The sequence below is a fragment of the Paraburkholderia sp. BL21I4N1 genome, from assembly GCF_002973525.1.
In the GTDB taxonomy this organism is placed as follows: Bacteria; Pseudomonadota; Gammaproteobacteria; order Burkholderiales; family Burkholderiaceae; genus Paraburkholderia.
The window spans coordinates 127,419-140,389 of record NZ_PVEN01000016.1 but is presented as its reverse complement, the minus strand read 5'-3'; the positions used below and the strand labels follow the sequence as shown (position 1 = coordinate 140,389).

The window sequence follows — 12,971 nt, the reverse complement described above, 5'->3', positions numbered from 1 at the left end:
TCGAGGGGCACATGAAAGCATTGGCAAAACTTGAACGCGCACCGGGCCTCACGCTCACGGACGTCGCGAAACCCGAAGTCGGCCACAACGACGTGATGATACGCATCACCCGCACCGCGATTTGCGGCACCGACATTCACATCTGGAAGTGGGACGACTGGGCGCAAAAAACGATTCCGGTGCCGATGCATGTCGGTCACGAATACGTCGGCGAAATCGTCGAGATGGGCCAGGAAGTGCGCGGTTTTGCGATCGGCGATCGCGTGTCGGGCGAAGGGCATATCACGTGCGGTTTCTGTCGCAACTGCCGCGCCGGTCGCCGGCATCTGTGCCGGAATACGGTGGGCGTCGGCGTGAATCGTGAAGGCGCGTTCGCCGAATATCTGGTGATTCCGGCCTTCAACGCGTTCAAGATTCCGCCGGAGATTTCTGACGACCTCGCCGCGATTTTCGATCCGTTCGGCAATGCCACGCACACGGCGCTGTCGTTCAATCTGGTCGGCGAAGACGTGTTGATTACCGGTGCGGGACCGATCGGCATCATGGCGGTAGCGATCGCGAAACACGTCGGCGCGCGCAATGTGGTGATTACCGACGTCAACGATTACCGGCTCGAACTCGCACGCAAGATGGGCGCGACGCGCGCCGTGAACGTCTCGCGCGAATCGCTGCGCGACGTGATGGCCGATCTGCACATGACCGAAGGTTTCGACGTCGGCCTCGAAATGTCCGGCGTGCCGAGCGCTTTCACCACCATGCTCGAAGCCATGAACCATGGCGGGAAGATCGCGTTGCTCGGTATTCCGCCCGCGCAGACCGCGATCGACTGGACGCAGGTGATCTTCAAAGGCCTCGAAATCAAGGGCATTTATGGCCGCGAGATGTTCGAGACCTGGTACAAGATGGTCGCGATGCTGCAGAGCGGGTTGGATCTGTCGCCGATCCTGACGCACCATTTCAAGGTCGACGACTATCAGGAAGCGTTTGCCACGATGCTTTCAGGCGAAAGCGGCAAGGTGATTCTCGATTGGACAGCCGCTTGAATTAGCGCAACAGCAACGCAACACTAAAACGCCCGCAGCGCGCTCACCCGCCTGCGGGCGTTTTCACGAACTCCGCCTGAATGCGCACATGAATATCGTCGCCGACGGCCGGATACCAGGTCGCCAAACCAAATTTCGCGCGGCTGAAATGCCCTTCCGCCGAAAAACCCAGCGTGTCCTGTTTGGTCAGCGGATCGGGAGCAAAGCCGTTGAACGTCACGTCGAGCGTGACCGGTTGCGTCACGCCGTGAATCGTCAGATCGCCCGTCAAGGTGCCGCGCGATTCGCCGGTTCGCTCAAAGCGCGTGCTCACGAAGCGAATCTCCGGATAGCGTTCCACGTCGAGCAGGCTGGCGCTTTTCACCATTTTGTCGAGCAGCGGTACGTTCGTATCGATGCTTGCGGCGTCGATCGTGATCGACGTCGCGCTCTTGTCCAGGCCGCCTTCGTTCCAGTCGAGTTGCCCTTTCTTGCGATCGAAGCGGATCTGAAAGCGCGTGTACTTGAAGTGGTCGATGTCGAAAGTCACGCTGGTATGGTTCGGGTCGACCTCGTAGCGGCCGGCCGGCACGCGGGCCTCGTTCTGGCTGACCGAATGCGTGAGCACCTGAATCGGCGTGCAGGCCGCCGCGCCTAGCAGCATTGCGCCGAGCAAGCCTGGCATTAACGCGCGCGCAAAGATGCGCGCGGACAGTTGACGATTCATGACGTTCATTCCGGTTGACCGATCACGACCAAGATAGCAGGTCACGTTCCTCATCCGCAAAAACACATCAAGGCTTGACGAAGGAGAATGATCGTTCTACTCTTCGCGCATGGCTAACGACACTCAAACAGAACCGGCGGCGCCCGGCAGCGCGCGCGACCGGCTGCTCGAAGCGGCCGAGGCGTTGATTTACGCCGGCGGCATTCACGCCACCGGCGTGGACGCTATCGTCAAGCAGTCCGGCACTGCACGTAAAAGCTTCTACACCCACTTCGAATCGAAAGACGCGCTGGTGGCGGCCGCACTCGAGCGGCGTGACGAACGTTGGATGAACTGGTTTATCGCGGGCACGCAGCAACGCGGCAAGACGGCTCGAAAACGTCTGCTTGGCATGTTCGACGTGTTGCGCGAATGGTTTGAGTCGGCGGATTTCCACGGCTGTGCGTTCCTGAACGCGGCCGGCGAAATTGCCTCGGCGGACGATCCGATCAGGATCGTCGCGCGCAAACATAAGGAACGCTTGCTCGATTTCGTGCGAACGCAGTGTGATGAGTTCGCTGCGGAGTCGGGCATGGAGGAACGTCGCGCCGCGCGGCTGTCGCGTCAGTGGCTGGTACTGCTCGATGGTGCGATTGCCGTGGCACTGGTGAGCGGTGAGTCCAATGCGGCACTCGACGCCCAAACCGTGGCGCGTACCGTACTAGAGGCGGAGTCCGCCAGTGAGGCCGACGCGTCCACAGGCTGCGCGACCAGCGAGTCTTCTAGCAAGAACAAAGCGAGTAAACCCAGCAAACGACCGCCATCCCGGCGCACCGCAACCTGACTGACTGAGGAAAAATCATGGCTGACCCGACCGAAACCCGGCCGCCGCTGCCCCCGTTCACGCGCGAAACCGCAATCCAGAAAGTACGCGCCGCTGAAGACGGCTGGAATACCCGCGACCCGGAACGCGTGTCGCTCGCGTATACCGCCGACAGCGTGTGGCGCAATCGTGCCGAGTTCACGAAGGGGCGTGCGGAGATCGTCGGCCTGTTGCGTCGCAAATGGGCGAAGGAACTCGACTACCGCCTGATCAAGGAACTCTGGGCGTTCACCGATAACCGTATCGCCGTCCGCTTTGCCTATGAATGGCACGACGATTCGAACAACTGGTTCCGCTCCTACGGCAATGAGAATTGGGAGTTCGACGAGCATGGCTTGATGGCGCACCGTCACGCGAGCATCAACGACATGCCGATCCGCGAAGCCGACCGTCTGTATCACTGGCCGCTCGGACGCCGTCCGGACGATCATCCGAGTTTGTCCGACCTCGGTCTTTAAGCGCTTCTTCGAGAAAGCCGCTGCGTCTTCACGGCTCTGCCATCGGTTCTCCGTTATTGTTCTGCTTCCAGGTTGCGGGGGCACGACTTGTGCCCGCGCGTCCGAGCGTGTCCTCCACATCGCCCATGCGGGTTGAGGTACAGTGCGCGACGGGCGGCAAGCACGACTATCCAGAACATAGATGACGCCGGCGCTCGACCGGTGGCGGAGAAGACATGTATTTTCGGCAGATCAGGAAGACCATTCGGCATACCGCGGTTGCACTCGTCGCGAGCCTGGCCGCAGCCTCCGCGGCACACGCGGGAAGCTGGTGCGACGGTGGCGTGTGGGTCGACGCAATGCTCGGTTCGTATCACATCGATCCCGATCCAGGCACGCACTTCGAGCAATTCAACCCAGGCCTGGGTGTGGAATGCTGGCTGAACAATCAGTGGGCACTGACGGCCGGCGGCTTTCGCAACTCGCTGCGCCGGCCTTCCTACTATGGCGGCGGGGTCTGGGCGCCGGAGTTCGCGCACTGGGGCATCGTGCGACTCGCGGCAATGGGCGGGATCATCTCGGGCTATAACTACGGCAACTGGGGCTTGGGCCGCGATCATACGATCGGGCCGGTGCTCGCACCGATCGTCATGGTCGAGTACAAACGCGTGGGCGCGAACTTCATCGTGATTCCACCGATTCCGTCGGATCACCTGCCGTTTACGATCGGGTTTCAGGTGAAGGTGAAGTTCTGAGTGTGTGACGCGGTTCCTTGTTGTTAACAGGTGAGCGTTTCCAGGATGGTGAGGAATTCCAGGAGATCACGTCATCACGAGTAATCGTGAGGATTTCCAGGAGATGGCGTTGCTTCGATAAGCGGTGAGGATTTCCAGGGGAATGACGTCACCGCGACCAGCAGTAAGACGTTCCAGGAGATGAAACCGTCACGGCAAGCGGTGAGCGCTTTCGAGTGAATGAGTTCACCACGACGAACGGTGAGACGTTCCAGGAGGTCGCCTTCAAAGGTGAGCGATTCCAGGAGGTGAGTCAACGTCGCTTGGAGCTCGCACCTTCGATATGGTGAGGATTTCCAGGGGCTCTCTGCATCGCTGCCTGGGAAGGCAGTCGTTACCCGGAATGACCCAAACGCGAAAGGTGAGGAGATACGGGAGCTGCCGAGGTGAGAATATCGCTACCTGTCCGCGCACTTTAAATTCAAAGGTGAGGGAATTCGGGAGCGTTTAGCCTGCCCCTTTGTCGGCAATTCCGAGAACTCGAGTGGGTCGAAAAGGAAACGCCTGCGATTATGTTGCGGTGCTGAACGCGGTCAAAAAAATTCACGTGGAGCGCTTTCCCCGATGACACCCAAGACCTTCGCCAAAGAGATTGAAGCCGCGCTCGCACCGCACGCCGACGCGCAGCGAGCGCCCGCAATGCGCGCCTACATGCGCGATCAATTCGATTTTATCGGTGTGCCGACGCCACTGCGTCGACAAGCGGTGCTGCCCGTATTCAAGCGACTGGAGGTAGAGAACGCCGAGCACTTATTGGCGTGCGCGCAAACCGTGTGGGCGATGCTGGCACGCGAATACCAATACGTCGCGACCGATCTACTGGCGCGCAAGTGGAAGACGCTCACGGTGGCAGACATCGCGCATCTGCTGGAGATCGTGCAGCGCGCCTGCTGGTGGGATTGCGTCGACCCGCTTGCAGGTGTGGTCGGCGATGTGCTGAAGGCGGCGCGAACGCACACACCGCAAGCACAGAGCACCATGGACGAGGCGCTTCAGCATGAATCGCTGTGGGTGCGACGTGTGGCAATGATCCATCAGCTCGGCTGGCGCGATCACACCGACGAAACGCGTCTGTTCGGCTATGCGCAGTCGCTCGCCGCCGAAAGCGATTTCTTCATCCGCAAAGCGATCGGCTGGGCGTTGCGGGATTACGCGTGGCACGCGCCGCAAGCGGTGAGCGATTTTCTGTCGGTGTCGGGAGCCGTCATGTCGCCGCTCACCGTGCGAGAAGCGTCGAAGCATCTGTCGCGGACTCGCTGACGACCGCGACTGAGCGTCCGAGCTTCTTTACGCCGTCTTAGCCTGTTGGCGCAATGCCACCAGCAAAAATCAGTCGAGATAAATTAACGGCTCTCAATTCAAAAACTTTAGCTATTTTTTTAGCAATTCTTAATGCGAATCGTAACAACAGTGTAGTCATCGCTTAGTAACAAAGCTCGGCAATACTCCGCAGCGCTGCAAGTCAGTCCATATTTCGCACAAAACGCGCTGCTCCGATCGAGGGTTGACGCGAAGGCCAGACCCCGGGGGGTTCAAATGACTATCCGTCATCGCATCACGCTATTGGTTGTTTTGATGTTCGTCGCCTTGTCGGCGATCGGCGGTTACGCCGTGTATCAAACGCGCGGCAGCGCGGCCGAAGTACGCAAGGTGACGGAAGGCGTGGTGCCCAGCGCGCTCGCTTCCGCCGACCTCGTCTCGCAGGTCAAGGACGTGCAACTGGCCACGATGACACTGGTCTACGCGCCCGACGCCAACATGGTGACGCAGGCGCAGGACGAGCTGAAGAAGAAGAAAGCCTCGCTGCAACAGGCGCTCGCCTTGCAGGCGAAAGACGCCGCGAGCCACGCGCAGCAAGGTCTCGTTTCGCAGGCCAACGACAGCCTCGAAAACTATTTCTCCGCGATCACCGAAACGGCCAAGATGAAGGCCGACGGCAAGAACGAACTTGCGCAGGCTTATCTGTTCGCCAACGTCGCGCAATACCGCGACGAACTCGAAGGCATCGTCGAGACCTTGCGCGTCGAGAAGAATCGCCAGAAAGACGACGCGATCACGGCCTTGAACGCCACGCTGTCGACCACCACGACGGCGATTGCGATCGTCACCGGCATCGCGATCATTCTGCTGACCTCGATCGGCTCGCTCTTGTACCGCCAGATCACGCGCCCGCTGAGCCGCATGCAGGCCATGATGAGCGAGATCGCGTCGAGCCAGGACTTTACGCGCCGCGTGCCGGTGGGCCGGCTGGACGAGATCGGCCATTCGATCGTCGCGTTCAACGGCATGATCGAGAAGATTCAGGAAAGCTCGGCCCAACTGAAGCAGAAAACCGCCGACATTCAGGCGATGCTGCAGAACATGCAGCAAGGGATTCTGACCGTGGTCGACGGTGCGGTGATCCACTCGGAGTATTCGGCCTATCTGGAAGACATCTTCGAAACGAAGGACATTGCCGGCCGCGGCCTGATGGACCTCGTGTTCGGCGACACGGATCTCGGTTCGGACGCGCTCTCGCAAGTCGACGCCGCTGCCCACGCGTGTCTTGGCGAAGACTGCATGAACTTCGTGTTCAATCAGCATCTGCTGATCGGCGAGATTTCGAAGCGCATGCCCGACGGTCGCACGAAAATCCTCGACCTGAGCTGGTCGGCGATTACCGACGAAAACGACGTGATCGTGCGCTTGATGCTGTGCGTGCGCGACGTGACCGAATTGCGCAAGCTCGCGGCGGAAGCCAGCGAACAGCGTCGCCGTCTCGACATGATCGGCGAGATTCTCGCGGTCAGCGAAGAGAAGTTCCACCACTTTATCGAAAGCTCGGCCGGGTTTATCAGCGAGAACGAACGCATTATCCGCAAGCACTCGGAAGCGGATCACGCGGCGATTGCCGAGCTGTTCCGCAACATGCACACCATCAAGGGCAATGCGCGCACGTACAACCTGCAGCATCTGACCAACGTCGTCCACGAAACCGAACAGAGCTATCACGAACTCCGTCAGCCGGATGCGGACCGCCCGTGGGATCAGGATCACCTGATGCAAGAATTGACGCGCGTGCGTGAAGCGATCGAAAGCTACGCGAAGATCAACGAACATAGCCTCGGCCGCAAGGGTAAGGGGCAGGCCAACGAAGCGGGCAACGCCGGCCGTTTCGTGATGGTCGAGAAAGACGACATTCAACGCACGCTGAGCATGCTCGACCAAACCAACGCGGGCGAACTGCACGAGCTGCAATCCATGCGCGATGCGATGCGCCGCACGCTGCGGGCGCTGGGCAGCGAGAGCGTGGCGGACGCGCTGTCGGGCGTGCTGGATTCGCTGCCGTCGCTCGCGAGCGAATTGGGCAAGCCGGCGCCGGACGTGCGGATCGACGACAACGGCTACCGTCTGCGCGGCCAGGCGGGCGGCACGCTGAACGACGTGTTCATGCATCTGCTGCGCAATTCGATGGATCACGGCATTGAAACCGCCGAAGTGCGCGGCGCGCACGGCAAGACGGCGGCCGGCACGATCGATATCGAAGTGGGCGTGGACAGCGGCGCACTGCAGATCACGCTGAGCGACGACGGCCGTGGCCTCGCGCTCGAACGGATTCGTGGCATCGCGGCGGAACGCGGCTGGATCAACGGCGACGAAACGCTCAGCGACGAAGCGATTGCCGACTTCATTTTCCGGCCGGGCTTCTCGACCGCCGAAACGGTCACGGAAGTCTCGGGCCGTGGTGTGGGCATGGACGCGGTGCGTGCTTTCCTCAAGCGCGAGCACGGCAGCATCGAACTGCGTTTCACCGACGATCGCAAGGGCGCGGCATTCCGTCAGTTCCAGACGATCGTCTGCCTGCCGGACAGCTTCGCGGTAGATACGCTCGGCGTGAACGCGCGCGGTGAAACCGGCGAGCTGCAACTCGACGCGATGGCGGACTGAGCGCAGGTTGACGCGCGTCGCGATGGACTTCGCAAGGAACGGTTGTGATTCAACAGTATGGTTTAGCGGCAGCAGCAGCCGGCAGCGCGATCACCGCGCTGCTGGCGTTTGCCCTCCACAAGCTGCATAGCGCGAAGCTGGTGGCACGTTTGCGTGCCGAAGCGGAAGCCCGGGTCAATACGCTGATGGCCGAGAAGGTCGACCACGGCGACGTGCTGCGTCAACGCGAGCAGGCCGAGCAGGAACTGCTCGCCTTGACCGACCAGTTGCGCGACGAGTTGCGACAACAATCGGCCAGCGCCGATGAACTGCGCGCCACGCTCGACGCCCTGACCGGCGACAAGGATCAGTGGACCCAGCAGGCCCAGCGGATCGCCGCCGAAGCCGCACGTCTGAAAGGACTGGGCGCCACGTTCGAGCGCTGGCACGAGCAGATGATTTCGCTGATGACGCAGAACCACGACATGCACGCGAAGAACCAGGAGCTGTCGTCGATCGTGCGGCATGTGGTGATCGTGTCGCTGAACGCGTCGATCGAAGCGGCGCGCGCGGGTCCAGCGGGTCGCGGCTTTGCGGTGGTGGCCAGCGAAGTGCGTTCCCTCGCTGCGCGCTCCGAAGAGTTGTCGAAGAGCTATCGCGACAGTCTGCATCGCAACGACCTGACCACAACGTCCACGTTCCAGGATATTCAGGCGGGCGGCAAGATGATATCGGCGTCGCTGGCGAGCGTCGAATCGCTCGCCAATCAGTTTTACGCGAAGCTGCATCAGGTGCCGGCGTGATTTCGGCCCACGCCAAAGATAGCTTCGAACGCATTTTCCGCAAGGCGGCGCAGGCGCGCTTGCCGCTGGATTCGGGCGACCTGTTCGAGATCATGCCGATCGACGACGCCAGCGCCGGCACGACGAAAGACACACAAGTGGTCGTGCTGACCATTTCGTCGATCGTGTACCGGCTGTTGCTGATCCTCCATTTCGACGAGAACGACAGCGCGCGCCAGTATTACCTGAAAGAGGCCGACGAGCGTTCGTTCAAGGAAGTCTTTCTGGAAATCTGCAATCTCTGCTGCGGGGCGATGAATCAGGAATTGCTGAATCATTTTCCCGACCTCGGCATGTCGACGCCGTATGTGCTGAACGCGCGTTGCCTGCCGCATCTGCATGAATTGAAGCCGGGTTTGCTGTCGTCGTATGCGATCACGCTCAATGGCGACGTGCGCCTTGCCGCGACCGTGTGCGTCTGCGCGCATGCGCCGATCGACTTCGTTGCCGACACCAGCGCTATTGAAGAAACCAGCGGCGAGCTGGAATTGTTTTAACGACCCGGCGATTCGCCGTAGTGAGCAGGAACGCGACATGAACATGAACAAGCCGGTCAGCAAGGTGCTGGTGCTGGACGACTCGCAGCTGCACAAAGAAGCGCTGAAGCGGTTTTGCGACGAGAACAATCTGGTCGGCGTGAAAGTCGGCAAGAGCCGGCTGCAGTCCGTGCTGCGCTCGAATATCGATCTGGGCGCGGTACTGTTCTCCGAGAGCTACGGCGGTTCGCTCGAAGCCAGTGCCGAGATCGCGATCCGGATCAACGCCGTGCGTCCCGAACTGCCGATCATCATGCGGCGCGATAGCGACGCGAGCGTCGACAGCCTGCCCGAGAGCCTGCGCCGCGTGGTCTGCGCCGTCTATGTCGGGCACGACATGGCGCCGTTGCGCCAGGTGATCGACGAATACATTTTCAGTCTGGACTATCCGAACGCGCTGGTGCGCGGTATCGCCGACATGACCCAGGCGATTCTCGGCGACGTGTTCAAGGACCTCGTCATTACGTGCGACACGCCGTATATCGTGCGCGACCGCATCATCTTCGGCGAAGTGTTCAGCCTGATTCCGCTGGAGAGCGCGTGGTGTCGCGGCTACATGATGATGCAGGCCGAAGAGGCGCCGATCCTCGACCTGCTCGATCGCTACCGGATGGTCGACCAGGCGCCGGACGGCGAAGCGGACTTCCGCGATCTGAACGGCGTGCTCGGTGAGGTGACGAACCTGATCTGGGGTTCGTTCAAGAACCGCTATGTCGGCGACGCGGACGCCTGGCAGCGCAGCCAGGTGCAGGTGCCGCTGCTGGTGAATCACAAGCACCGGTATATCTCGTTCGGCAGCGGCAATCCGCAACTGTGCTTCATGTACTGGCTGAAGGACCCGCAATCGGGCCGCTCGGTCAAGCTGCATCAACGTTTTGTGTTCAGCCTGAGCTGGTCGCCGGAAGACTTCAAGGAAGTCGCGGACGACGTCGGCGCCATGGTCGAAGCGGGCGAACTGGATCTGTTCTGATTGTTGTCATAGGAAAAAATCATGTCGAAAATTCTGGTGGTGGATGACTCGAGCACGGTGCGCGACGAAGTGGCCGGCTTTCTGAAAAAGAACGGCCTGGACGTCGATACGGCCGTGGACGGCAAGGACGGCCTCGCCAAGTTGAAGGCCAGCCCCGGCATCAAGCTGGTGATCAGCGACGTCAACATGCCGAACATGGACGGCCTGACGATGGTCGAAAAGATTCGCGGCGAGCTTGCGAATACGTCCGTCAACGTGATCATGCTGACGACGGAAAGCAGTCCGGCCATGAAGGAGCGCGGCAAGGCGGCTGGCGTCAAGGGTTGGATCGTCAAGCCGTTCAAGGGCGACGCGGTGCTGGAAACGTTCCGCAAGCTGGCGAGCTGAAGGCGGTAAGGGCGGCGGTCAATGCTTGGCCACGGCGGTGAGTTTGGCCAAAGGTGAGGCTTTTCGGGAGCCGCTCGCCCGTGATTTGCAAAGCACGATTCGCTATAACGGTGGCGGTTGAAACACGCTAGTCTCCCAATGACTATGAACGACCCGGGATGACGAGTGATGGCCGCGATACCTTCAGGCAGTGCTGGCGCCTTAACGGCGGACGCGGTCGCCTTGTTCGTGCGTGAGCGTGTGCTCGTGTCCTTGCCCTTGCCCGTGCTGATGCCCATGCGTCTGCTGGCGCAGGCCGCTTAAGGCGAGGCCCGACATGTGCCAACTGCTCGCCCTGAGCTGCGCCGAACCCACCGACGTCAGTTTTTCGCTGACGGGTTTCGCCGCACGCGGCGGGCTCACCGACCATCATGTCGACGGCTGGGGCGTGGCGTTCTACGAAGATCGCGCGTGCCGCGTGTTCGTCGACGAAAAGCCGGCGTATCAGTCGCCGGTTGCGGCCTTCCTGAAAAGCTATCCGATCAAGTCACGCAATGTCGTCGCGCATATTCGCAAGGCGACGCAAGGTGGCGCGCGCGTCGAGAACTGCCATCCGTTCATGCGCGAATTGCGCGGCCAGCAATGGGTGTTCGCGCATAACGGCGACTTGCGGCCGCTCGGCGAAGCGGAATTCGGTCCGTATGCGCCGGTCGGCACGACCGATAGCGAAGCCGCGTTCTGCTTCATCATGAACCGCCTCCACGCGTATTTCGCCGCGAACACGGACGCGAACGACGACATCGATGCCCTGTTCAACGTCATCGAACAGGCGACCCGCACGCTGAACACCTTCGGCATTTTCAACTTCGTGTTGTCGAACGGCCAAGCGCAATTCGCCTACTGCTCGACGCGGCTCTCGTACGTGATTCGTCATTGGCCGTTTTCGAGCGCACGGCTGGTCGACGGCGATCTGAGCGTGGATTTCGCCGAGCGCGGCACGCCGGCCGATCGCACCGCGGTGATCGCCACCACGCCGTTGACCGACGAAGTGTGGACCGCCTGCCAGCCAGGCGATCTGCTGATGTTCCGCAGCGGCGCGTTGTTGCGTCGCGCACACGTCGCCGTGCCCGCCGACGTGCTTGCCACGTCGAAATACGCGCTCTCCGAACAGTCCGCCGTGCCGGCTTGATGTCACGTCAGGTCACGCCACTGTCGTTTTCATATTCTTCGAAGATTTAGTTGGTTTGCCGACGCCGGCTCGTCTCGTATCGTTTCGCCAGTTTTAAACAAATACAACATCGATACGGGAACACACGAACCATGAAGCGTCTTACTCTCCTCGCATTGCCCGCCGGTCTCCTTTTGGCTGCCGGCGCTCAGGCACAAAGCAGCGTCACGCTGTACGGCATCGCCGATGCCGGTATCGCTTACGTCCACAACGCACAAGGCGCGAACGGCCAGAATCAGTCGTCGCTAGTGAAATTCAGTAGCGGCAACGTCTCCGGCAGCCGCTGGGGCCTCAAGGGCACGGAGGATCTGGGCGGCGGTCTCGCCGCGGTGTTCCAGATCGAGAACGGCTACAACCTCGGTACGGGCACGCTGGGCCAGGGCAGCCGCGAATTCGGGCGCAAGTCGGTGGTCGGTCTGTCGAGCAGCACCTTGGGTACGGTCACGTTGGGTCGCCAATACGATCCGATCGTCGATCTGGTTCAAGGCCTCACTGAAGACAACTACTTCGGCGGCACCTTCGCCTCGCCGGGCGACCTGGACAACTACGACAACAGCTTGCGCGTCAGCAACTCGATCAAGTACGTGAGCCCCCTGTTCGCCGGCTTCCAGGTCGAGGCGCTGTATGGCGTGGGCGGCGTGGCGGGCGCGAGCGGCAACGGTCAGACCTACAGCTTCGGCGCGGCCTATGCGAATGGTCCGTTGTCGCTGGGCGCCGGTTACTTCTACGCCAACGGCGGCAATACGACGACAGGCAACGTGCGGACGTGGACCAGCAGCTCCGACACGCTGTTCAACACGGTGATCAACTCGGGCTTTGCGAGCGCGAAGTCGATTCAGATCGTGCGGGTGGGTGGACAGTATGTGATCGGCGCGGCAACGGTCGGTCTCGCGTATTCGAACACGCAGTACGCCACCGACGCCTTCTCCGCGTATCACAGCACGGCGAAGTTCAACAACGGCTCGGTGTTCTTCAACTACCAGATCACACCGGCGTTGCGCACGGGTGTCGGCTACAACTACACGTCGCTGACGGGACCGAGCTCGGCGCATTACAACCAGGTCAACCTCGGCGCGGACTACGCGCTGTCCAAGCGCACCGATCTGTATGCGCTGGCGGGCTACCAGAAGGCGAGCGGCAACACGTTGAACGCGAGCGGCAAGGTGGTGAGCGCGCAGGCGTCGATTGGCAGTTTCGGTGTCAACTCGGGCACCAGCAGCCAGGAGCTGGCCGTGGTCGGCATCCGTCACAAGTTCTGATTGTTTGCATAAACGCACCGGC

General features: G+C 61.0%; 13 protein-coding genes. 12 read left to right on the top strand and 1 reads right to left on the bottom strand.

Annotated elements, in window-relative coordinates; genetic code table 11:
- Positions 1-11: 11 nt before the first annotated feature.
- Positions 12-1,043 carry an L-threonine 3-dehydrogenase gene (tdh, locus tag B0G83_RS30170; RefSeq protein WP_105511038.1) on the top strand — a complete coding sequence of 344 codons (1,032 nt, stop codon included), beginning with the start codon at positions 12-14 and terminating at the stop codon, positions 1,041-1,043.
- A 43-nt stretch (positions 1,044-1,086) separates the two neighbouring features.
- Here the strand turns inward: tdh and B0G83_RS30165 are convergent, their stop codons facing one another.
- Positions 1,087-1,749: a YceI family protein gene (locus tag B0G83_RS30165; protein ID WP_374954955.1), complete on the bottom strand. Its 663-nt coding sequence runs from the start codon at positions 1,747-1,749 to the stop codon at positions 1,087-1,089.
- Positions 1,750-1,858: 109 nt separating this feature from the next.
- Here B0G83_RS30165 and B0G83_RS30160 point away from each other — a divergent pair, with 109 nt between their 5' ends.
- The 11 genes from B0G83_RS30160 to B0G83_RS30110 all read left to right on the top strand — a co-directional run bounded on the left by B0G83_RS30160 (position 1,859) and on the right by B0G83_RS30110 (position 12,949).
- Entirely contained in the window at positions 1,859-2,572 is a 714-nt protein-coding gene (locus B0G83_RS30160) for a TetR/AcrR family transcriptional regulator (RefSeq protein ID WP_105511037.1), read from the top strand.
- Between the two features lie 17 nt (positions 2,573-2,589).
- Positions 2,590-3,069 carry a nuclear transport factor 2 family protein gene (locus B0G83_RS30155; protein WP_105511036.1) on the top strand — a complete coding sequence of 160 codons (480 nt, stop codon included), beginning with the start codon at positions 2,590-2,592 and terminating at the stop codon, positions 3,067-3,069.
- 215 nt (positions 3,070-3,284) lie between these two features.
- The gene (locus B0G83_RS30150) at positions 3,285-3,803 is read left to right on the top strand and encodes a hypothetical protein (RefSeq protein WP_035560646.1); all 519 of its coding nucleotides are present in this window, start codon (positions 3,285-3,287) and stop codon (positions 3,801-3,803) included.
- 603 nt (positions 3,804-4,406) lie between these two features.
- Positions 4,407-5,102, top strand: a complete 696-nt coding sequence (locus tag B0G83_RS30145; RefSeq protein WP_105511035.1) for a DNA alkylation repair protein — start codon at positions 4,407-4,409, stop codon at positions 5,100-5,102.
- Between the two features lie 276 nt (positions 5,103-5,378).
- Entirely contained in the window at positions 5,379-7,769 is a 2,391-nt protein-coding gene (locus B0G83_RS30140) for a HAMP domain-containing protein (protein WP_105511034.1), read from the top strand.
- 44 nt (positions 7,770-7,813) lie between these two features.
- On the top strand, positions 7,814-8,551 hold the full coding sequence (locus B0G83_RS30135; RefSeq protein ID WP_105511033.1) for a methyl-accepting chemotaxis protein: 738 nt from the start codon (positions 7,814-7,816) through the stop codon (positions 8,549-8,551).
- Positions 8,548-9,087, top strand: a complete 540-nt coding sequence (locus B0G83_RS30130; protein WP_105511032.1) for a hypothetical protein — start codon at positions 8,548-8,550, stop codon at positions 9,085-9,087. Before B0G83_RS30135 ends, B0G83_RS30130 begins: the two co-directional genes overlap by 4 nt.
- Positions 9,088-9,124: 37 nt before the next feature.
- Positions 9,125-10,096 (top strand): chemotaxis protein CheX, encoded by a 972-nt coding sequence (locus tag B0G83_RS30125; RefSeq protein ID WP_105511031.1) that lies wholly within the window; start codon positions 9,125-9,127, stop codon positions 10,094-10,096.
- Positions 10,097-10,117: 21 nt separating this feature from the next.
- Positions 10,118-10,483, top strand: coding sequence for a response regulator (locus B0G83_RS30120; RefSeq protein ID WP_035560669.1), 366 nt, complete (start codon positions 10,118-10,120; stop codon positions 10,481-10,483).
- 316 nt (positions 10,484-10,799) lie between these two features.
- Entirely contained in the window at positions 10,800-11,651 is an 852-nt protein-coding gene (locus B0G83_RS30115; protein ID WP_105511030.1) for a class II glutamine amidotransferase, read from the top strand.
- Positions 11,652-11,782: 131 nt separating this feature from the next.
- Positions 11,783-12,949, top strand: coding sequence for a porin (locus B0G83_RS30110; RefSeq protein ID WP_105511029.1), 1,167 nt, complete (start codon positions 11,783-11,785; stop codon positions 12,947-12,949).
- Positions 12,950-12,971: the final 22 nt, after the last annotated feature.

Excerpts from the sequence above, each read along its gene's own strand:
- tdh (WP_105511038.1), top strand. The coding sequence starts at position 12 with ATGAAAGCATTGGCAAAACTTGAACGCGCACCGGGCCTCACGCTCACG.
- B0G83_RS30165 (WP_374954955.1), bottom strand. The coding sequence starts at position 1,749 with ATGAATCGTCAACTGTCCGCGCGCATCTTTGCGCGCGCGTTAATGCCA.
- B0G83_RS30160 (WP_105511037.1), top strand. The coding sequence starts at position 1,859 with ATGGCTAACGACACTCAAACAGAACCGGCGGCGCCCGGCAGCGCGCGC.
- B0G83_RS30155 (WP_105511036.1), top strand. The coding sequence starts at position 2,590 with ATGGCTGACCCGACCGAAACCCGGCCGCCGCTGCCCCCGTTCACGCGC.
- B0G83_RS30150 (WP_035560646.1), top strand. The coding sequence starts at position 3,285 with ATGTATTTTCGGCAGATCAGGAAGACCATTCGGCATACCGCGGTTGCA.
- B0G83_RS30145 (WP_105511035.1), top strand. The coding sequence starts at position 4,407 with ATGACACCCAAGACCTTCGCCAAAGAGATTGAAGCCGCGCTCGCACCG.
- B0G83_RS30140 (WP_105511034.1), top strand. The coding sequence starts at position 5,379 with ATGACTATCCGTCATCGCATCACGCTATTGGTTGTTTTGATGTTCGTC.
- B0G83_RS30125 (WP_105511031.1), top strand. The coding sequence starts at position 9,125 with ATGAACATGAACAAGCCGGTCAGCAAGGTGCTGGTGCTGGACGACTCG.
- B0G83_RS30120 (WP_035560669.1), top strand. The coding sequence starts at position 10,118 with ATGTCGAAAATTCTGGTGGTGGATGACTCGAGCACGGTGCGCGACGAA.
- B0G83_RS30115 (WP_105511030.1), top strand. The coding sequence starts at position 10,800 with ATGTGCCAACTGCTCGCCCTGAGCTGCGCCGAACCCACCGACGTCAGT.
- B0G83_RS30110 (WP_105511029.1), top strand. The coding sequence starts at position 11,783 with ATGAAGCGTCTTACTCTCCTCGCATTGCCCGCCGGTCTCCTTTTGGCT.